18 protein-coding genes are annotated in these 19,144 nt (G+C 71.2%); 17 read left to right on the top strand and 1 reads right to left on the bottom strand.

The genetic code is table 11. The annotated features are described in order from the left end of the window. Nucleotides 1–27 precede the first annotated feature (27 nt). From RKE38_RS12540 to RKE38_RS12475, 14 genes are all read left to right on the top strand, one after another. Nucleotides 28–1,251, top strand: a complete 1,224-nt coding sequence (locus tag RKE38_RS12540) for a spermidine/putrescine ABC transporter substrate-binding protein (RefSeq protein WP_316007826.1) — start codon at nucleotides 28–30, stop codon at nucleotides 1,249–1,251. A gap of 66 nt (nucleotides 1,252–1,317) precedes the next feature. Then, nucleotides 1,318–2,412 carry an ABC transporter ATP-binding protein gene (locus RKE38_RS12535; protein ID WP_316007825.1) on the top strand — a complete coding sequence of 365 codons (1,095 nt, stop codon included), beginning with the start codon at nucleotides 1,318–1,320 and terminating at the stop codon, nucleotides 2,410–2,412. Then, nucleotides 2,405–3,316, top strand: coding sequence for an ABC transporter permease (locus tag RKE38_RS12530; RefSeq protein WP_316007824.1), 912 nt, complete (start codon nucleotides 2,405–2,407; stop codon nucleotides 3,314–3,316). Before RKE38_RS12535 ends, RKE38_RS12530 begins: the two co-directional genes overlap by 8 nt. After that, entirely contained in the window at nucleotides 3,316–4,107 is a 792-nt protein-coding gene (locus RKE38_RS12525; protein ID WP_316007823.1) for an ABC transporter permease, read from the top strand. Before RKE38_RS12530 ends, RKE38_RS12525 begins: the two co-directional genes overlap by 1 nt. Before the next feature lie 6 nt (nucleotides 4,108–4,113). After that, entirely contained in the window at nucleotides 4,114–5,391 is a 1,278-nt protein-coding gene (locus tag RKE38_RS12520; RefSeq protein ID WP_316007822.1) for a saccharopine dehydrogenase family protein, read from the top strand. A 79-nt stretch (nucleotides 5,392–5,470) separates the two neighbouring features. Next, complete coding sequence (gene speB, locus RKE38_RS12515; protein ID WP_316007821.1) at nucleotides 5,471–6,577, top strand: agmatinase; 1,107 nt, start codon at nucleotides 5,471–5,473, stop codon at nucleotides 6,575–6,577. Further along, the gene (locus tag RKE38_RS12510) at nucleotides 6,577–8,037 is read left to right on the top strand and encodes an NAD-dependent succinate-semialdehyde dehydrogenase (protein ID WP_316007820.1); all 1,461 of its coding nucleotides are present in this window, start codon (nucleotides 6,577–6,579) and stop codon (nucleotides 8,035–8,037) included. Before speB ends, RKE38_RS12510 begins: the two co-directional genes overlap by 1 nt. A gap of 131 nt (nucleotides 8,038–8,168) precedes the next feature. Beyond that, entirely contained in the window at nucleotides 8,169–9,230 is a 1,062-nt protein-coding gene (locus RKE38_RS12505) for a DnaB-like helicase C-terminal domain-containing protein (RefSeq protein WP_316007819.1), read from the top strand. A 123-nt stretch (nucleotides 9,231–9,353) separates the two neighbouring features. Continuing rightward, complete coding sequence (locus tag RKE38_RS12500; RefSeq protein ID WP_316007818.1) at nucleotides 9,354–9,713, top strand: barstar family protein; 360 nt, start codon at nucleotides 9,354–9,356, stop codon at nucleotides 9,711–9,713. Nucleotides 9,714–9,732: 19 nt separating this feature from the next. Beyond that, complete coding sequence (gene dxr / locus RKE38_RS12495; RefSeq protein ID WP_410055460.1) at nucleotides 9,733–11,022, top strand: 1-deoxy-D-xylulose-5-phosphate reductoisomerase; 1,290 nt, start codon at nucleotides 9,733–9,735, stop codon at nucleotides 11,020–11,022. Continuing rightward, nucleotides 11,019–12,386 (top strand): M50 family metallopeptidase, encoded by a 1,368-nt coding sequence (locus RKE38_RS12490; protein WP_316007816.1) that lies wholly within the window; start codon nucleotides 11,019–11,021, stop codon nucleotides 12,384–12,386. The genes dxr and RKE38_RS12490 overlap by 4 nt, the downstream gene beginning before the upstream one ends. Nucleotides 12,387–12,437: 51 nt before the next feature. Next, nucleotides 12,438–13,598: a flavodoxin-dependent (E)-4-hydroxy-3-methylbut-2-enyl-diphosphate synthase gene (ispG, locus tag RKE38_RS12485; RefSeq protein WP_316007815.1), complete on the top strand. Its 1,161-nt coding sequence runs from the start codon at nucleotides 12,438–12,440 to the stop codon at nucleotides 13,596–13,598. A 130-nt stretch (nucleotides 13,599–13,728) separates the two neighbouring features. Beyond that, entirely contained in the window at nucleotides 13,729–14,574 is an 846-nt protein-coding gene (locus RKE38_RS12480; RefSeq protein ID WP_316007814.1) for a GNAT family N-acetyltransferase, read from the top strand. After that, nucleotides 14,571–14,768 (top strand): hypothetical protein, encoded by a 198-nt coding sequence (locus RKE38_RS12475; protein ID WP_316007813.1) that lies wholly within the window; start codon nucleotides 14,571–14,573, stop codon nucleotides 14,766–14,768. Before RKE38_RS12480 ends, RKE38_RS12475 begins: the two co-directional genes overlap by 4 nt. On the opposite strand, the gene RKE38_RS12470 is transcribed toward RKE38_RS12475, so the two are convergent. Further along, complete coding sequence (locus tag RKE38_RS12470; protein ID WP_316007812.1) at nucleotides 14,762–15,376, bottom strand: pyridoxamine 5'-phosphate oxidase family protein; 615 nt, start codon at nucleotides 15,374–15,376, stop codon at nucleotides 14,762–14,764. The two genes, RKE38_RS12475 and RKE38_RS12470, sit on opposite strands and share 7 nt — an antisense overlap. 73 nt (nucleotides 15,377–15,449) lie before the next feature. Between RKE38_RS12470 and RKE38_RS12465 the strand changes: the two genes are divergently transcribed. The 3 genes from RKE38_RS12465 (at nucleotide 15,450) to RKE38_RS12455 (ending at nucleotide 19,136) form a co-directional block, all read left to right on the top strand. Beyond that, nucleotides 15,450–16,394, top strand: a complete 945-nt coding sequence (locus RKE38_RS12465; protein WP_316007811.1) for an MSMEG_6728 family protein — start codon at nucleotides 15,450–15,452, stop codon at nucleotides 16,392–16,394. Between the two features lie 181 nt (nucleotides 16,395–16,575). Continuing rightward, nucleotides 16,576–18,369 (top strand): proline--tRNA ligase, encoded by a 1,794-nt coding sequence (locus RKE38_RS12460; protein ID WP_316007810.1) that lies wholly within the window; start codon nucleotides 16,576–16,578, stop codon nucleotides 18,367–18,369. Next, complete coding sequence (locus tag RKE38_RS12455) at nucleotides 18,366–19,136, top strand: HAD family hydrolase (RefSeq protein ID WP_316007809.1); 771 nt, start codon at nucleotides 18,366–18,368, stop codon at nucleotides 19,134–19,136. Before RKE38_RS12460 ends, RKE38_RS12455 begins: the two co-directional genes overlap by 4 nt. The last annotated feature ends 8 nt before the right edge of the window (nucleotides 19,137–19,144 follow it).

Raw genomic sequence — 19,144 nt, 5'->3', positions numbered from 1 at the left:
CGGCCGGCAGACCCCTCGGAGGTCCCGATGACCGAACTCGACAACCTGGCCCTGCGTGCAGCCCTCGCCCGTGGGATGGTCACCCGGCGCACGGCGATGGCCGGCGGCGCCGGTGCGATCGCGCTGGCGCTGGCCGCCTGCGGCAGCAAGGGCAAGAACCCGACGTCGTCCGCGTCCGGCTCGGCGGCGCCGACCGCCAAGGCCGCGCAGGACATGTCTGCGACCGAGAAGCTCGTCAACTGGTCGAACTGGCCGGAGTACATCGACGTCGACGACAAGACCCAGAAGCGGCCGAGCCTGGAGGAGTTCACCAAGCAGACCGGGATCAAGGTCAACTACACCGAGGACTACAACGACAACGACGAGTTCTACGCCAAGGTCCGGCCCCTCCTCGCCGACGGCAAGGACACCGGCCGCGACGTCTGGTGCAGCACCGACTGGATGGTGGCCCGCCTCATCCGACAGGGCTACGTCCAGAAGCTCGACCTCGCGAACATCCCGAACCACAAGAACGTCGACCCCTCGCTCCTGGACGTCGAGTTCGACAAGGGCCGCCTGTACTCCCTGCCCTGGCAGAGCGGGTTCGCCGGCATCGCCTACAACCCGGCGGCGACCGGCGGCAAGAAGGTCGAGTCGGTCGACCAGCTCCTGACCGACCCCGCGCTCAAGGGCAAGGTCACCCTGCTCACCGAGATGCGCGACACCGTCGGGCTGGTGCTGCTCGCGATGGGCAAGAAGCTCGAGAGCTTCACCGACGCCGACTTCAACGCCGCGATGGACGAGCTGAAGAAGGCCAAGGACGCCGGCCAGATCAAGGGCTTCACCGGCAACGAGTACACCAAGCCGCTCGCGTCGGGCGACACCGCCGCCTGCATCGCCTGGACCGGTGACGTCGTCCAGCTCCAGGCGGACAACCCCAAGCTCGGCTACGTGCTGCCCAAGACGGGCTGCACCCTCTGGTCGGACAACTTCGTCATCCCGGCGATGGCCAAGCACAAGAAGAACGCCGAGGTGCTCATCAACTACTACTACGACCCGGCGGTCATGGCGAAGGTCGTCGACTACGTCAACTACATCTCCCCGGTCCAGGGCACCAAGGCGGTGCTGCAGAAGGAGGACCCGAGCGTGGCGGACAACCCGCTGATCATCCCCGACGCCGCGACGCTCGCGAACGCCCACGTGTTCCGTGGCCTCACGGCCGCGGAGGAGACCAAGTACAGCGCGGCCTTCGCCGAGCTCACGGCGGGCTGAGCAGTGGTCGAGACGCTCCGGCACACGCCGGACGACGCAGGACCCGGTACCGGGCGCAGGACGAGCGTGGAGGACCTGCGACTGGTGGGCATCAGCAAGGTCTTCGACACCTTCACGGCGGTGCAGCCGATGGACCTGACGGTCCCCGCGGGCAGCTTCTTCGCCCTGCTCGGCCCCTCCGGGTGCGGCAAGACGACGACGTTGCGCATGGTCGCCGGGCTCGAGGACCCGACGACCGGCCAGATCCTCATCGGCGACCGCGACATCACGAACCTGAGGGCCTACAAGCGCAACGTCAACACGGTCTTCCAGTCCTACGCGCTCTTCCCGCACATGACCGTGGCCGAGAACGTGGCCTTCGGCCTCAAGCGGCGCGGCGACAAGGACGCCAAGCGCAAGGCGCAGGAGGCGCTCGAGCTGGTGCAGCTGCAGGCCGTGGCCGAGAAGAAGCCGGCCCAGCTGTCCGGCGGCATGCAGCAGCGCGTCGCCCTGGCCCGCGCCATCGTCAACCGTCCGGACGTCCTGCTGCTCGACGAGCCGCTCGGCGCCCTGGACCTCAAGCTGCGCCGCCAGATGCAGATCGAGCTCAAGCGGATCCAGCAGGAGGTCGGCCTCACCTTCATCCACGTGACCCACGACCAGGAGGAGGCCATGACCATGGCGGACTCCATCGCGGTCATGAACCAGGGCGTCGTCGAGCAGCTCGCGGACCCCGCGACGCTGTACGAGAACCCCGCCTCCACGTTCGTCGCGAACTTCCTCGGGCAGTCCAACCTGCTCCGGGCGCAGATCGAGGGCGACGCCGGCGACGGCATGCTCCGCGCCCGGACCCACGACCAGGAGCTGGTGGTGCGCGCGGACCGCGTGCCCGACGGCATACGCGACGTCTGGGTCGGGGTCCGCCCCGAGAAGCTGCGCCTGGGCGACCGCGGTCGCAACACGCTGCGCGGGCTGGTGACCGACGCGTCCTTCACCGGCGTGTCGACGCAGTACCTCGTGCGGATGCCGTGGGACTTCGAGCTCATGGTCGTCCAGCAGAACGACGGGTCGGCCCGCGCGCACGTGGGCGAGACGGTGACCGTGTCCTGGGACCCGGGGCACGAGTTCGTCCTCGACCAGCGGCAGTCCGACACCGCCGGCGCGGACCTCGACGATGAGTAGCGCCGCCCTGCCGTCCGCGGGCCCGCCCCCGGCCCGCAGGGCGCGCGTCAACTGGGTGCCCTACGCGCTGCTGCTGCCCGGCCTGCTGTGGCTGTTCGTCTTCTTCGTCGTGCCGATGATCACGCTGGCGTCGCAGTCGCTCCAGGAGGGCGACGTCGACAACGGCTACACCTTCACGGGCAACGTCGCGATCTACGGCCAGGCACTGCAGGACTACTGGCCCCAGCTGCTCCGCTCGATCGGCTACTCCGCCACGGCGACCGTGCTGGCGCTGCTGCTCGGCTACCCGCTGGCCTACTTCATCGCCAGCCGCCGCAGCGCGTGGAAGAACATCCTCCTGGTCCTGGTGATCGCGCCGTTCTTCACCAGCTTCCTCATCCGCACGCTGGCCTGGCAGACGATCCTCGCGGACGACTACCTGCCGGCCCGGATCGCGCGCGCCATCCACTTCACCGACCTGCTGCAGCTGCTCAACCTGTCGGAGAACTCCTCGCTGCTGTCCAGCAAGTTCGCGGTGATCTGCGGGCTCACGTACAACTTCCTGCCGTTCATGATCCTGCCGCTGTTCACCTCGCTCGACCGGCTCGACGGCCGGTTGCTGGAGGCTGCGGGGGACCTGTACGCCACGCCGCGCGAGACGTTCCGGTACGTCACCTGGCCGCTGTCGCTGCCCGGCGTGGTGGCGGGCACGCTGCTGACCTTCATCCCGGCGGCGGGCGACTACATCAACTCCAAGCTGCTCGGGAACACCCAGACGGTGATGATCGGCCAGGTCATCGACGCACAGTTCCTGCGGGTGCTGAACTACCCGCTGGCGGCGGCGTTGTCGTTCGTCCTGCTCGTCCTCATCCTCACGCTCGTGACCGCGTACGTGCGGCGAGCCGGCACCGAGGAGCTCGTCTGATGGCCTGGGTCCGACGCAACCTGCTGACCTTCGCCGCGATGGTCACGCTGTTCATCCTGCTGCTGCCCAACGTGGTCGTCGCCCTGTTCTCGTTCAACAAGCCGAACGGGCGCTACAACTACCAGTGGGTGCGGTTCTCCACCGACGCCTGGGCCAACCCGTGCGGCACGCCGGGCATCTGCGACTCGCTCGGCCTCAGCCTGCGCATCGGGATCACCGCGTCGGTCGTGGCGACGATCCTCGGCACGATGGTCGCGTTCGCGCTCGGCCGGTTCCGCTTCCGCGGCCGGGCGACGACGAACCTGCTCATCTTCATGCCGATGGCGACGCCCGAGGTGGTCATGGGCTCGAGCCTGCTGACCCTCTTCGTGATGATGGGCCTGTCGACGGGTGCGCTCGCCATCCTCATCGCGCACATCATGTTCTGCGTCAGCTTCGTCGTCGTGGCCGTCAAGGCCCGGGTCGCCTCGCTCGACCCGAGGCTCGAGGAGGCGGCGGCCGACCTGGGCGCGACCCCCGTGGCGACGTTCATGAAGGTGACGCTGCCGCTGGTCGCACCCGGCATCGCGGCCGGTGCGCTGCTGGCGTTCTCGCTCAGCTTCGACGACTACATCATCACCAACTTCAACGCGAGCCCGAGCTCGGTGACCTTCCCGATGTACGTCTGGGGTGCGGCGCAGCGCGGCACCCCCGTGCAGATCAACGTCGTCGGCACGGTCATGTTCGTGCTGTCCGTCGGGATCGTCCTGACCGCGCAGCTCATCTCCCGCCGCAGGGCCAGGAAGGCATAGGAACCCGTGCGCATCCTCATGATCGGCGCCGGTGGCGTCGGTGACGCCGCCGCGCGCATCGCGGTCGAGCGCGACTTCTTCGAGCTCCTCGTGGTCGCCGACTACGACCTGTCGCGGGCGCAGCGCACCGTGGCGGAGGCGTCGGCGCGCAGGGCCGGTGAGACCCGTCTCGTCGCGGCCCGGGTGGACGCGTCCGACGAGGGGGCCGTCGCGGCGCTGGCGCGGGAGCACGGCGCGACGCACGTGTTCAACGCCGTCGACCCGCGGTTCGTCATGCCGATCTTCCGGGGTGCCCTGGCCGCCGGTGCCGACTACCTCGACATGGCGATGAGCCTGTCGCAGCGGCACCCGCAGGAGCCGTACGCGAAGGCGCACGTGAAGCTCGGTGACGAGCAGCTCGCGACGGCGGGGGAGTGGGAGTCCGCCGGACGGCTGGCGCTGCTCGGCATGGGCGTCGAGCCGGGCCTGTCCGACGTGTTCGCACGCTACGCCGCGGACCACCTGTTCTCGCGCATCGAGGAGCTGGGGACGCGCGACGGCGCCAACCTGGCCGTCTACGACGAGGACGGCAACGAGACCTTCGCCCCCGGGTTCTCGATGTGGACCATCATCGAGGAGTGCCTCAACCCGCCCGTGGTGTGGGAGAAGGCGCGGGCGGACGCAGCCGGCGGCGACCTCGAGGCGGGCTTCTTCACCCTCCCCGCGTTCAGCGAGCCCGAGGTCTTCGACTTCCCCGAGGGCATCGGCCCGGTGGAGTGCGTCCACGTCGAGCACGAGGAGGTCCTCCTCATGCCGCGCTGGCTCGACGCCGAGCGGGTGACGTTCAAGTACGGGCTCGGCGAGGAGCTCATCACCATCCTGCGGACCCTGCACGCGCTAGGCCTCGACCGCACCGACCCGGTGCGGGTCAAGGGCGTCGAGGTGTCGCCGCGCGACGTCGTGGCCGCGGTGCTGCCCGACCCGGCGACCATCGGGCCGCGGATGAAGGGCAAGACCTGCGCGGGCGTGTTCGTGACCGGCACCGGCAAGGACGGGCAGCCCCGCCGCACGTACCTCTACCACGTGTCCGACAACGAGGAGACGATGCGCGAGTACGGCGCCCAGTGCGTCGTGTGGCAGACCGCGGTCAACCCCGTGGTCGCCCTCGAGCTGCTCGCGACCGGCGTGTGGTCGGGCAGCGGGGTCAAGGGCCCGGAGGCGTTCGACACCGTCCCGTTCCTCGACCTGCTCGCCGCGCCGAAGCCGGAGGGTTACGGCTCGCCCTGGGCGATGGAGGAGCGCTGAATGTGCCTGCACGCGGCACACCGCGGGCACGGGTGGCCGCCGTGCGCGGGCCCGTCGGCGCAGGCATAGGGTCGACACCATGACGCGCTACGGGCAGCAGTACGGCCCCGACTTCACCTTCCTGGGCGTGGACCGCTGCGACCTCGACGACGAGAGCACGTATGCCGGCGCCGACGTCGTCGTCCTCGGTGCGCCCTTCGACGGCGGCACCTCCCACCGGCCCGGGACCCGGTTCGGCCCGCAGGCGATCCGGATGACCGACTACCTGCCGCACGACGGCTCGCGACCCTCCCTGGCCCTGCGCACCGACGGCCTGGTCGACCTCAAGGTCGTGGACGCCGGCGACGTCGAGATGTACTCCGGCGACATCGAGGTCGCCCTGCCGGCGCTCGAGGCCGCGGTCGAGAAGGTGGCCCGGGCGGGCGCGATCCCGGTCGTCCTCGGCGGCGACCACTCGATCGCCTACCCGGACGCCAAGGGCGTGGCCAACGTCCTGGGCCACGGCCGCGTCTCGATGATCCACTTCGACGCCCACGCCGACACCGGTGACATCGAGTTCGGGTCCCTCTGGGGCCACGGCCAGCCGATGCGCCGGCTGATCGAGTCCGGGGCGCTGCGCGGGGACCGCTTTCTCCAGGTCGGGCTCCGGGGGTACTGGCCGCCGCCGGAGACGCTCGACTGGATGGCCGGGCAGCGGATGCGCTCGTTCGAGATGACCGAGATCGTCCACCGCGGCCTGCAGGAGTGCCTCAGCGAGGCGTTCACCATCGCCACGGACGAGTGCGAGGGCGTCTTCCTCTCCGTGGACATCGACGTGTGCGACCCCGGGCACGCGCCCGGGACGGGCACCCCGGAGCCCGGCGGCCTCAGCGCCCGTGAGCTGCTCGACTCGGTGCGCCGCATCTGCCTCGAGCTGCCGGTCGTCGGCATGGACGTCGTCGAGGTCAGCCCGCCCTACGACCACGCCGACATCACTGCGGCGCTCGCCAACCGGGTCGTCCTCGAGGCACTGTCGGCGATCGCCCGACGGCGCCAGGACGAGCGCGACGGCACCCGGTGGGACCCGTCCCTGCCGCTGCTGTCGGGTCGCAACGCGGCCATCCCGCAGGGCCACATCCCGCACCACCACACGCACGAGACGCACGACCGACCGCACGACGACGCACCCACGGAGGAGCAGCCCTGATGGCCACCACGCAGAAGTCGCTCATCGAGTCCGTCCCGAAGGGTCTGCTGATCGGCGGGCGGTGGCGTGAGGGCAGTGACGGCAGGACGATCGCTGTGGAGGACCCGTCCAGCGGGGCGACGATCACGCACGTCGCGGATGCCACCGTCGCCGATGGCAAGGCTGCCCTGGACGCCGCGGTTGCGGCGCAGGCGGACTGGGCCGCGACGCCGCCGCGGGACCGTGGGGAGATCCTGCGGTCGGCGTTCGAGAAGATCACCGAGCGGGCGGAGGACTTCGCCACGCTGATGACCCTGGAGATGGGCAAGACCCTGGCCGAGTCGCGGGGCGAGGTGACCTACGGGGCCGAGTTCTTCCGCTGGTTCTCCGAGGAGGCGGTCCGCATCAGTGGCCGCTGGTCGACCGCGCCGAACGGTGCGACCCGGTTGCTGACGATGAAGAAGCCGGTCGGGCCGACGTTGATGATCACGCCGTGGAACTTCCCGCTGGCGATGGGGACCCGCAAGATCGGCCCGGCGATCGCGGCGGGGTGCACGATGGTCGTCAAGCCGGCCAGCCAGACCCCGTTGACGATGCTGGCCCTGGCGCAGGTGCTGGCCGAGTGCGGGCTGCCCGACGGCGTCCTGAACGTCATCACCACCACCCGCACCGGCGAGGTGATCGAGCCGGTCATCCGCGACCCCCGGCTGCGCAAGCTGACCTTCACCGGGTCCACGGGGGTCGGGCGCACCCTGGTCGAGCAGTCGGCGCAGCAGCTGCTGCGGGTCTCGATGGAGCTGGGTGGCAACGCCCCGTTCATCGTGTTCGAGGACGCCGACCTCGACCGGGCCGTCGAGGGCGCGATGCTGGCCAAGATGCGCAACATCGGCGAGGCGTGCACCGCCGCGAACCGGTTCTACGTCCACGAGTCCGTGGTCGACGAGTTCGCCGACCGGATGGCCAAGCGGATGGGTGCCCTGACGTTGGGCAAGGGCACGAAGAAGGGCGTCGACGTCGGCCCGCTGATCGACGCCAAGGCCCGCGACGGGGTCGCCGAGCTGGTCGAGCACGCCCGCGCCCAGGGCGCCACCGTCGTCACCGGCGGCAACGTCGTGCCCGGCCGCGGGTACTTCTACGAGCCGACCGTGATCACCGGGGTCGCCAAGGACGCCCGGATGATGACCGAGGAGATCTTCGGCCCGGTCGCCCCGATCGCGTCCTTCCGCACCGAGGCCGAGGCCATCGACCTGGCCAACGACACCGAGTACGGCCTCGCCTCGTACGTGTTCACCACCGACCTGGGCCGCATGATCCGCGTGGCCGAGGGACTGCAGTACGGCATGATCGGCATCAACCAGGGCATCATCTCCAACCCCGCAGCCCCCTTCGGTGGCGTCAAGGCCTCCGGCTTCGGCCGCGAAGGCGGCTTCGAAGGCATCGAGGAGTACCTCGAGACCACCTACGTCGGCATCGCCCCGTAGGGGCCGGTCGGGACGCGGCGGGCAGCCGTCGCGTCCCAATCGCCCCATACGTGCCGGTTGACCATCGGCCACTCGGAGGGGTCTGCGCCGATCTGCCTCCGGCGAGGCGCGTTTGGCTGTTCAATCCCGCCATGAGCGTGGAAGACATGGGTGTCGTCACCTCCCTGCGCCCGGGGGAGGACACCTCGCGCACGGCCGGACGGCTGAAGTCGCTGTCCGAGGTGATGAGCGAGACCGACGAGAAGCTCCGCCTGGGCCACACGGCCGGCGCGCGGGTCTGGCCGACCGGGTTCGGCGCGCTGGACGTCGCCCTGTCCGGCGGCTTCCGCTCCGGCGAGCTCGTCCTGCTGGGTGGCCCCCAGGGCCTCGGCAAGACGGCGATGATGCTGCAGGTCCTGCGCAACGCGGTCGCGGCCAACCGCACGGCCGTGTTCTTCTCCTACGAGCACGGGGCACACAGCATCCTGGAGCGGCTGCTCGCGATCGAGGCGGCCGAGGTGGCCGGCACCGACGGGGTGAACCTCACCAAGATCCGGGCCGCCTTCGAGGCGCGGCACAGCACCGCCAACAACCTGCAGTCCCGGTTCGCCAACGCCCCCGGCGGCCCCGAAGCGGTACGGGCGCTGGAGTCGTACGCCGACCGGCTGCACATCCACACGAGCAGCGGCCTGCATACGACGCTGGACACCATCCACGACACCATCGCCGAGCTCGCCCAGCGCGACGGCCGCGCCCCGATGGTCCTCGTGGACTACCTCCAGAAGATCCCCCTGCCCGGGTCCAGCCTCGCCGAGGAGGAGCGGGTGGCCACGGTGGTCGAGCGGCTCAAGGACTTCGCCCTCGAGTTCTCCGTCCCCGTCGTGTCGATCGTGGCGGCCGAGAAGGGCAGCCTCGTCGGCGGCCGCCGCATGCGCGTCCACGACCTGCGCGGCTCGTCGGCGCTGGCCTACGAGTCCGACATCGTCCTGATCATCAACGAGAAGTACGACGTCGTCGCCAAGCACCACCTCGTCTACCACCTGGGCAACGCGGAGCGGTTCCGGCAGTGGGTCGTGCTGTCGATCGAGAAGAACCGCAACGGCGTCGACCACCTCGAGCTGGAGTTCCAGAAGCGGTTCGACCAGGGCCGCTTCGAGACCGAGGGCCGGGTGGTCGAGGAGCAGCTCATCGAGGAGCGGGTCTTCCGCGAGTGAGCCACCGGATTCCGCGGTCGGGGCTGTGCCGGGCCCCTCGCTGCCCTATTTTGGCTCGTATGCCGTGGCGCCAGGGGCCGCTCCCGCACCGAGTGCGCACCGCACGCTGCCCTGGGGCTCGCCGTGGTGCATGAGGTCGGTGCCGGGACGTCGCTGACCGCCCTCGTTCGCTCGGCACGCGACGACGGCAGGCAGGTGCTCGTCGTGCCCGCCGGCGCCACCGTGGCGCAGAGCCTCGACTGGTTCGCCGAGAGCCTGCGCCTGCCCGAGTGGTTCGGCCGCAACCTCGACGCGCTCGCCGACTGCCTGCACGACCTGGCCGAGGAGGACCCGCACGAGGGCACGGACGGCCGGGTGCTGGTGTGGGACCGCGTCGCGGCGCTCAAGGTCGTGGACCCGGACGGCTTCGACGGGATCCGGTCGGTCCTCGTCGAGGTCGAGGACGAGCACCCCTCGCTGGCCGTCGTGGTCGTGGACCGCTGAGTCCGGCCCCGGCCTGCCGATGGGGGACAATGGGGACGTGACACCACCGCGCAGCGTCGCCGTCCTCGGCTCGACCGGGTCCATCGGGACCCAGGCCCTGGACGTCATCGCGCGCAACCCCGACCGGTTCCGGGTCACCGCCCTGTCCGCCGGGTCGAACCTCGACCTCGCCGCCGAGCAGGCCGTCGCCTTCGGGGCCGAGCTGCTGGCGGTCGCCCGCGGGACGCACGAGGCGGTGGCCGAGGCCGTCGCCGCGCACGCGCGCCGCGCCGGCCGCCCGGCATACCGGCCGCAGGTCGTCGTGGGGGACGACGCGGCGGTCACGGCAGCCGGGTCGGGTGCGGACGTCGTCCTCAACGGCATCACGGGCTCGATCGGTCTCCGGCCGACCCTGGCCGCGCTCGCTGCCGGGTCGCGACTGGCGCTGGCGAACAAGGAGTCGCTGATCGTCGGCGGCCCGCTCGTCAAGGCCGCTGCCGCTGCGGACCAGATCGTCCCCGTCGACTCCGAGCACTCCGCGATCGCCCAGTGCCTGCGGGGCGGGCGCGCACAGGAGGTGCGCCGGCTCGTCGTGACCGCGAGCGGCGGGCCGTTCCGCGGGCGCAGCCGCGGTTCGCTGCGCGACGTCACCCCGGCCGACGCGCTCGCGCACCCGAACTTCTCCATGGGCCGCGTCATCACGACGAACTCGGCCACCCTGGTCAACAAGGGGCTCGAGGTCATCGAGGCGCACCTGCTCTTCGACATCCCGTTCGACGCGATCGAGGTCGTCGTCCACCCGCAGCAGATGATCCACTCGATGGTGGAGTTCGTCGACGGCTCGACGATCGCCCAGGCCGGGCCGCCGCGCATGCTCGTGCCGATCGCGCTCGGCCTCTCCTGGCCCGACCGGCTGGCGGACGTCGACGTGCCGGTCGACTGGACCAGGGCCCAGTCGTGGGAATTCGAGCCGCTCGACGACGAGGCGTTCCCCGCGGTGCGGCTCGCCCGGCAGGTGGGGGAGTCCGGCGGCACGTACCCGGCCGTCTACAACGCCGCCAACGAGGTCGCCGTCGACGCGTTCCACGACGGGCACATCCGCTTCCCCGACATCGTCGACACCGTCGAGCGGGTCGTGCAGGAGCACACGGGGTCCGGGATCGATTCCGCGGCGCTGTCCGTTGAGGACGTGTTGCGGGCCGACGACTGGGCCCGCGGGCGTGCGCGGAAGGTGCTGGGACTGCCCGGCCCCGACCTCGCCACCGACGACACCGCCACCGACGCCACTGCCGGCGGCACCACCACCAGCGCCCAGGGGGCTCGCGCGTGACCGTCCTGCTGTACATCCTCGGGGTGCTGTTCGTCGCCCTCGGCGTGGGCCTGTCGATCGGCCTGCACGAGATCGGCCACCTCGTGCCCGCCAAGAAGTTCGGGGTCAAGGTCACCCAGTACATGGTCGGCTTCGGGCCCACGGTGTGGTCGACCCGCCGCGGCGAGACCGAGTACGGCGTCAAGGCCATCCCGCTCGGCGGCTACATCCGCATGATCGGCATGTTCCCGCCCCGTCCCGGCGACAAGCCGGGCACGCTGCGGGTGTCCTCCACGGGTCGCTTCTCCCAGCTCGCCGACGAGGCCCGCCAGCTCAGCCTGGAGGAGATCAGGCCTGGGGACGAGGACCGCGTGTTCTACAAGCTGTCGGTCCCGAAGAAGGTCGTCGTCATGCTCGGCGGCCCGATGATGAACCTGCTCATCGGCGTCGTCCTGCTCGGCGGCATCGTCTCCCTCTACGGCATCGCCACGCCGCAGAAGGGCGCCGACGTCGCCGCGGTGAGCGAGTGCGTCGTCGCGGCCGAGCAGGCCACCACCAAGACAGCGTGCACCCCGTCCGACCCGAGGACGCCGGCCTACCAGGCGGGCCTGAAGCCGGGCGACCGGTTCGTCTCCATCGCCGGGCAGCCCATCACCTCGACCACCGACGTCGGCCGCCTCGTGCGCCCGCGGGTGGGGCAGGCCACGCCGGTCGTCGTCGAGCGCGACGGCCGCCAGGTGACGCTCACCGTCACGCCGATCCGCAACACCGTGCAGCAGGTCGACGACCAGGGGCGGCCGAAGGTCGACGCCCAGGGCAAGCCCGTGACGGTCGACGCCGGGTTCATCGGGGTCAGCAGCCAGACGCCGGTGGCCTACGTCCCGCAGCCGGTGACCGAGGTGCCCGGCATCGTCGGTGAGCAGCTCAAGGCCACTGCGGGGATCGTCCTGAAGATCCCCCAGAAGATGAAGGGCGTCGCTGAGGCGGCCTTCGGGTCCGGGCAGCGCGACCCCAACGGACCCGTCTCGGTCGTGGGCGTGGGCCGGATGGCCGGCGAGGCGGCCTCGGGCGGCGTGTCGTGGATCGGCGGACCGGACGGCATCAACCCGTTCGTCTTCCTCCTGAGCCTCATGGCGTCGCTCAACTTCGCGCTCTTCGTGTTCAACCTCATCCCGCTGCTGCCGCTCGACGGCGGCCACGTCGCGGGTGCCCTGTGGGAGGGCCTCAAGCGGTCGGTGGCGCGCCTGCTGCACCGCCCGGACCCCGGTCACGTCGACGTCGCCAAGGCACTGCCGGTGGCGTATGCCGTGTCGACCGTGCTCATCGTGATGTCGGCGCTGCTGATCTACGCGGATGTCGTCAAGCCGGTCAACCTGGGCGGGTAGCGACCCCACCCTGCGGGGGGCGAGGTGCGCGGCATACCGGATAATGGACGCATGACTGTTGGTCTCGGTATGCCGGCCCTCCCTCCGCCCGTCCTCGCCCCCCGGCGCAAGACGCGCAAGATCAAGGTCGGCAAGGTCGAGGTCGGCGGCGACGCCCCGATCTCCGTGCAGTCGATGTGCACGACCCCGACGACGGACATCAACGCGACGCTGCAGCAGATCGCCGAGCTCACCGCTGCGGGCTGCGACATCGTCCGGGTCGCGTGCCCGTCGCAGGACGACGCGGACGCCCTCCCCGCGATCGCCCGCAAGTCGCAGATCCCGGTCATCGCCGACATTCACTTCCAGCCCAAGTACGTGTACGCCGCGATCGACGCCGGCTGCGCGGGCGTGCGGGTCAACCCGGGGAACATCCGCCAGTTCGACGACCAGGTCAAGCAGATCGCCCAGGCCGCCAAGGACGCGGGCGTCTCGATCCGGATCGGCGTCAACGCCGGGTCGCTCGACAAGCGGCTGCTCGAGAAGTACGGCAAGCCGACCGCCGAGGCCCTGGTGGAGTCGGCCGTCTGGGAGGCCTCGCTGTTCGAGGAGCATGACTTCCACGACTTCAAGATCTCGGTGAAGCACAACGACCCGGTCGTCATGGTGCGCGCCTACGAGATGCTGTCCGAGCGGGGCGACTGGCCGCTGCACCTCGGCGTCACCGAGGCCGGGCCGGCGTTCCAGGGCACGATCAAGTCGGCCACCGCGTTCGGCGCGCTGCTGTCCAAGGGCATCGGCGACACCATCCGCGTCTCCCTCTCGGCCCCGCCGGTCGAGGAGGTCAAGGTCGGCAACCAGATCCTGCAGTCTCTCAACCTCAAGCCGCGCAAGCTCGAGATCGTCTCGTGCCCCTCGTGCGGTCGCGCGCAGGTCGACGTCTACAAGCTCGCCGACGAGGTGACCGCCGGCCTCGAGGGCATGACCGTGCCGCTGCGGGTGGCCGTCATGGGCTGCGTCGTGAACGGCCCCGGCGAGGCGCGCGAGGCCGACCTCGGTGTCGCCTCGGGCAACGGCAAGGGCCAGATCTTCGTCAAGGGCGAGGTCATCAAGACGGTGCCCGAGTCGCAGATCGTGGAGACCCTCATCGAGGAGGCCATGCGCATCGCCGAGGAGATGGGCGAGCCGGTCGACGAGGCAGACGCCGGGGCACCCTCCGTCACCGTCGGCTGACCGCCCTCCGCGCGGTCGGCTGACCGCACTCCGCGCGGTCGGCTGCCCGCGCTCGGTGGCCGCGACCGCCGCGGGGAGCGGCGGACCTCGTTGCGACGCGGTGTGCCCCGGTGGGGCCTAGGCTGACACCGTGCTGCGCACCCGCAACCCGGTCCACGCCCTGTCGGCGTCGGACCGCGACGCCGCCCTCGAGGTCTGCTCCCGCGACCTCGCGGCAAACGTCTTCGTCGCGGCGCGCCTGCTCGAGGGCGTCCTGACCACCCAGCCCGGGACGGTGCTCGGCCACAAGGTGGACGGGCGGCTGCAGTCCCTGTGCTGGTCGAGCGCCAACCTCGTCCCGGTCGAGGCCGACGACCAGAGCCTCGCCTGGTTCGCCGACCGCGTCCGCCGGTGGCGCCGGCACTGTGCCTCGATCCTCGGGCCCGCCGACCAGGTCACCGAGCTGTGGCGGCTGCTCCAGCCGACGTGGGGCCCGGCCCGGGCCGTGCGCACCGCGCAGCCCCTCATGAGCATGATGGAGCTGCCGTCCTCGATCGGTGTCGAGCTGGACCCGCGGGTGCGGCCCGCACGCCTCGACGAGGTCGACCTCGTGATGCCCGCCGCGGCGCACATGTTCGAGGGCGAGATCGGCTACAAGCCGTACACCGGCTCCGGCGCGGCATACCGCCAGGCTCTGCTCGCCCTGATCGAGCGCGGGCACACCTTCGTCGTCGTCGAGGACGGCGCCGTCGTCTTCAAGGCCGACGTGGGGTCGGTGGCGCTGGGGTGCGCGCAGATCCAGGGCGTCTGGCTGGCGCCCCACCTGCGTGGCCAGGGTCTCGCGACCGGCCTCATGGCGTCGGTCGTCGAGCAGGTCATGCAGACCCGCGCGCGCTGGGTCACGCTGTACGTCAACGACTTCAACACCAGCGCCCGGGCTACCTACCGAGGTGTCGGATTCGTCGACGTGGGGACGTTCTCGACGGTCCTGCTGTGACCGACGTCGAGGACGAGGATGTCGGGCCGGGGACGATCGGGTACTGGTTCTGGGGGTCGCTCCTGGCCTTCGGCGCGTTCCTCGTGGTGGTGCCGGGGCGCGATCCCCGCGCCCGGTTCTGGCTCGTGGCCGGGATCGTCCTTGCGGCCGCGTCGGTCGTCGGCCTGGTGCGCGTGGTGCTCCGGCGTCAGTAGAGGCCGGTCGAGTACTGCGAGCCGTAGTAGCGCTCGAGCTCCTCGATCGAGTCCTCGGGTCGCTCGAGGGCCTTGGCGATCTGCGGGCGGGAGCCGACCGCCATCGGGTCCCAGGTCTCCGGGTGCCAGAGGCGGCTGCGCATGAAGGCCTTGGCGCAGTGGTGGAACACCTCGTCGACCTCGACGACGAGTGCCAGCACCGGCCGGTGCCCCTTGACCACCATGTCGTCGAACCAGGGGGCGTCGCTCACGAGGTGCGCGCGCCCGTTGATCCGCAGCGTGTCGCCGCGGCCCGGGACGATCGAGATCAGCCCGACGTGCGGGTTGGACAGGACGTTGCGGTAGCCGTCGGCCCGCTTGTTGCCCAGCCGCTCGGGCACGGCGACCGTGGTGTCGTCGAGGACCCGGACGAAGCCGGGCGGGTCGCCCTTGGGCGAGACGTCGCAGCTGCCGTCTGCGGCCGAGGTCGCCACCAGGCAGAACGGCGAGGCGGCGAGCCACTCGCGGTCGAGGTCGTGCAGGGCCGGGCGGACCTTGTCGCGCACACGGGGGAGCGGCTCGCCCAGGAGGGCCGTGAGCTGCTCGGGCGTCTCGATGCGGGTCGTCATGGGGCCAGTGTGGCAGTGCCGGGACCGCGTCCGCCGAGGGGTGGATCGGCCCCGGCCGGGGTAGGAAGGACCGATGCAGACGTTCCTTCCGTACGCGAACCCGCGCACGAGCGCGGCCGCCCTCGACGACCGGCGCCTCGGCAAGCAGCGGGTGGAGACCTTCCAGGTGCTGCGGGCGCTCACGTGGCCGGAGTACGGCTGGAAGAACCACCCGGTGACGCGGATGTGGCGCGGCTTCGTCCCGGCGCTGGTCGCCTACGGGCTCGCCTGCGTCGACGAGTGGCGCGCCCGCAGCCGGGCGGACTCCACCCGTGCGGCCCTGGTCGAGTTCACCGGCGGCGTCGAGCCGGACTGGGACGAGCTGCACGACCGGGGCGAGGTGCCGCCCTGGGTGGGCGACGAGGCCCTGCACCTCAGCCACCGCTCCTCGCTGGTGCGCAAGGACCCGGAGCACTACCGGCCGCTGTTCGGCGACGTCCCCGACGACCTTCCCTACGTCTGGCCGGACGCAGCGTTCCCGCGGTGGCCGGTCCGCCGCGGCGACGGACCGCCGCTCGCACTGCCTGACGCGGCCGTGCTCCTGGGCCTCGACACTGTGCCGGGGGACGCGCCCGAGGTCGTGCGGCGGCTCCTGGCGGGGGAGGACGTCACCCTGGGGGAGGACGTCACCCCCGGGCAGGACGGCGGTGCCGACGCCCGAGTGACCGCGCTGCTGGCGGGTCTCTGCACCCCCGGGACCACGGTCTGGGTGGTCGACCTGCCGCCGCTGGAGCCCTGGGGCTCGGCACCGGCCCCGCGCGACGGCGCCGGCGCCGTGTCCACCTCGATCGCGCGGCAGCCGTCCGACGCGGACCGGCAGGCGATGGGCGAGGAGGCGGCTGCCGTGCCCGAGTTCCGGTTCGTGCGCGCCGGCCGGGTCGACCGGCCGCTGGCCGACGACCTCGGCGCCGGGCTCGTCGTGGCGCCGCGCGCCGCCGACCCGGGCGACGTCGGCCGTCCGCGGCTCCTGTTGCCCTGACCGGCGCACGAATCTTCGCCCACGATTCGTCTGGCGAGTGAACCTTCACCCGCACAGCGAATTGTGGGCGAAGAGCCGGAGCGGCCACCGGGGCGGGGAGCGGCGGCCGCGAAACCGCGGTGAGCACGCGGCATACGGGCAGATATCCTTCCCGGTGGCCCCCCACCCGAAGGAGACCGAAGTGGCCCTGCGCATGTCGACCCTGTTCCTCCGGACCCTCCGCGAGGACCCGGCGGACGCAGAGGTGCCGAGCCACAGGCTCCTCGTCCGGGCCGGCTACATCCGGCGCGTCAGCCCGGGCATCTACACCTGGCTGCCGCTCGGGCTGAAGGTGCTGCGCAAGGTCGAGACCATCGTCCGCGAGGAGATGGACGCCATCGGCGCCCAGGAGCTGCTGTTCCCCGCCCTGCTGCCCAAGGAGCCGTTCGAGGCGACCGGGCGCTGGGAGGAGTACGGCGACAACATCTTCCGGCTCAAGGACCGCAAGGACGCCGACTACCTGCTCGGCCCCACGCACGAGGAGATGTTCACCCTCGCGGTGAAGGACCTTTTCTCCTCGTACAAGGACCTGCCGCTGTCCATCTACCAGATCCAGACGAAGTACCGCGACGAGGCCCGCCCGCGCGCCGGCCTGCTCCGCGGCCGCGAGTTCGTCATGAAGGACAGCTACTCCTTCGACATCGACGAGGCCGGCCTCGACAAGGCCTACCAGCTGCACCGCGACGCCTACATCCGGATCTTCGACCGGCTCGGCTTCCACTACGTCATCGTCCAGGCGATGGCCGGCGCCATGGGCGGCTCCAAGAGCGAGGAGTTCCTCGCCACCGCGGAGAACGGCGAGGACACCTACGTCCACTGCCCCGAGTGCGGGTATGCCGCGAACGTCGAGGCCGTGCGCGTGCCCGCGCCCGACCCCGTGCCGTGGGACGGCGTGCCGGCCGCGCACGCCGAGGACACCCCCGACACCCCGACCATCGAGACGCTGGTCGACCACCTCAACGCCGCGTTCCCCCGCGAGGACCGTCCCTGGGAGGCCGGTGACACGCTCAAGAACGTCCTGGTCGTGCTCGCCCACCCCGACGGCACGCGCGAGCCGCTGGCCATCGGCGTGCCCGGTGACCGCGAGATCGACGAGAAGCGGCTCGGGGCGCAGGTCGAGCCCGCGAGCGTCGAGGCCTTCGACGAGAAGGACTTCGCGGCCAACCCCGCCCTCGTGAAGGGCTACATCGGCCCCGGCGTGCTCGGCAGCGAGAACGCCTCCGGCATCCGCTACCTGCTCGACCCCCGGGTCTCCGAGGGCACCCGCTGGGTGACCGGAGCCGACGAGTCCCGCAAGCACGTCGTCGACCTCGTCGCCGGCCGCGACTTCACTGCCGACGGCACGATCGAGGCCGCGGACGTGCGGCCCGGCGACGCCTGCCCGTCGTGCGGGCACGGGCTGGAGTCGGCGCGCGGCATTGAGATGGGCCACATCTTCCAGCTCGGCACCAAGTACGCCGAGGCCCTGGACCTCAAGGTGCTGGACCAGAACGGCAAGCTGCAGACCGTCATCATGGGCTCCTACGGCGTGGGCGTCTCGCGCGCGGTCGCGTGCGTCGCCGAGGGCAACCACGACGAGCTCGGCCTGCGCTGGCCGCGCGAGATCAGCCCGGTCGACGTGCACGTCGTCGCCACCGGCAAGGACGTCACGCGCGACCCCGAGGTCTTCTCGACCGCCGAGGACGTCACCCGGTCGCTCGAGGCGCAGGGCCTGTCGGTGCTCTACGACGACCGGCAGAAGGTCAGCCCGGGCGTGAAGTTCAAGGACTCCGAGCTGCTCGGCGTGCCGACGATCGTGGTCATCGGCAAGTCGCTCGAGAACGGCGTCGTCGAGATCAAGGACCGTGCCACCGGCGAGCGCCGCGAGGTGCCGGTCGGCGACGTCGTGGCCGAGGTGGTCCGCGAGGTCCGCGAGGTCCGCGGCAGCGACTCGTGACGACCTCGGCCCACGGACCGGTCGAGGCGGTCATCTTCGACTGGGGCGGCACGCTCACGCCCTGGCACGAGGTCGACCTCCCCGCGCAGTGGCGCGTCTTCGCCCGCGAGGTCCACGGCATCCCGGTCGAGTCCCACGACATGGACCCCGAGGACCTCGCCGAGGCCGACTCGCTGGCGCACCGCATCCTCGTGGCCGAGGAGGCTGCCTGGAAGCGCGGTCGCTCCGACCACTCCAGCGCCTCCCTCGAGGAGGTGCTGGCGCAGGCCGGCGTCGACCCGGAGCACGACCGGCACCACCTGGCGCTCGCGGCATACCAGCGCTTCTGGGAGCCGCACACCCACACGGACCCCCAGGTCCGACCGCTCTGGGAGGCGTTGCACGACAGGGGGATCCGCGTCGGGGTCCTGTCCAACACGATCTGGTCGCGGGCCTACCACCGCGAGCTGTTCCAGCGTGACGGCGTCCTCGACCTCGTCGACGGCGACGTCTACTCCTCGGAGATCCACGTCGTGAAGCCGCACGCCGAGGCGTTCCTCATGGCCTGCCGGGCGGTCGGGGTGGAGCCGCAGCACGCCGTGTACGTCGGTGACCGGCTCTTCGAGGACGTCCACGGGCCGCAGCAGGTCGGCATGCGCGCGATCTGGGTGCCGCACAGCGACATCCCGGCCGAGCAGCGAGTCGAGGTCGACGTCACGCCGGACGCCGAGGCGCACCAGCTCTCGGACATCGTGGGCATCGTCGACCGCTGGATCGCCGGGCACTGAGTGGGCGA

The organism is Phycicoccus sp. M110.8 (assembly GCF_032464895.1).
GTDB lineage: Bacteria > Actinomycetota > Actinomycetes > Actinomycetales > Dermatophilaceae > Pedococcus.
The sequence above is the reverse complement of the archived record's forward strand: the minus strand, read 5'-3'. Positions and strand labels throughout refer to the sequence as shown.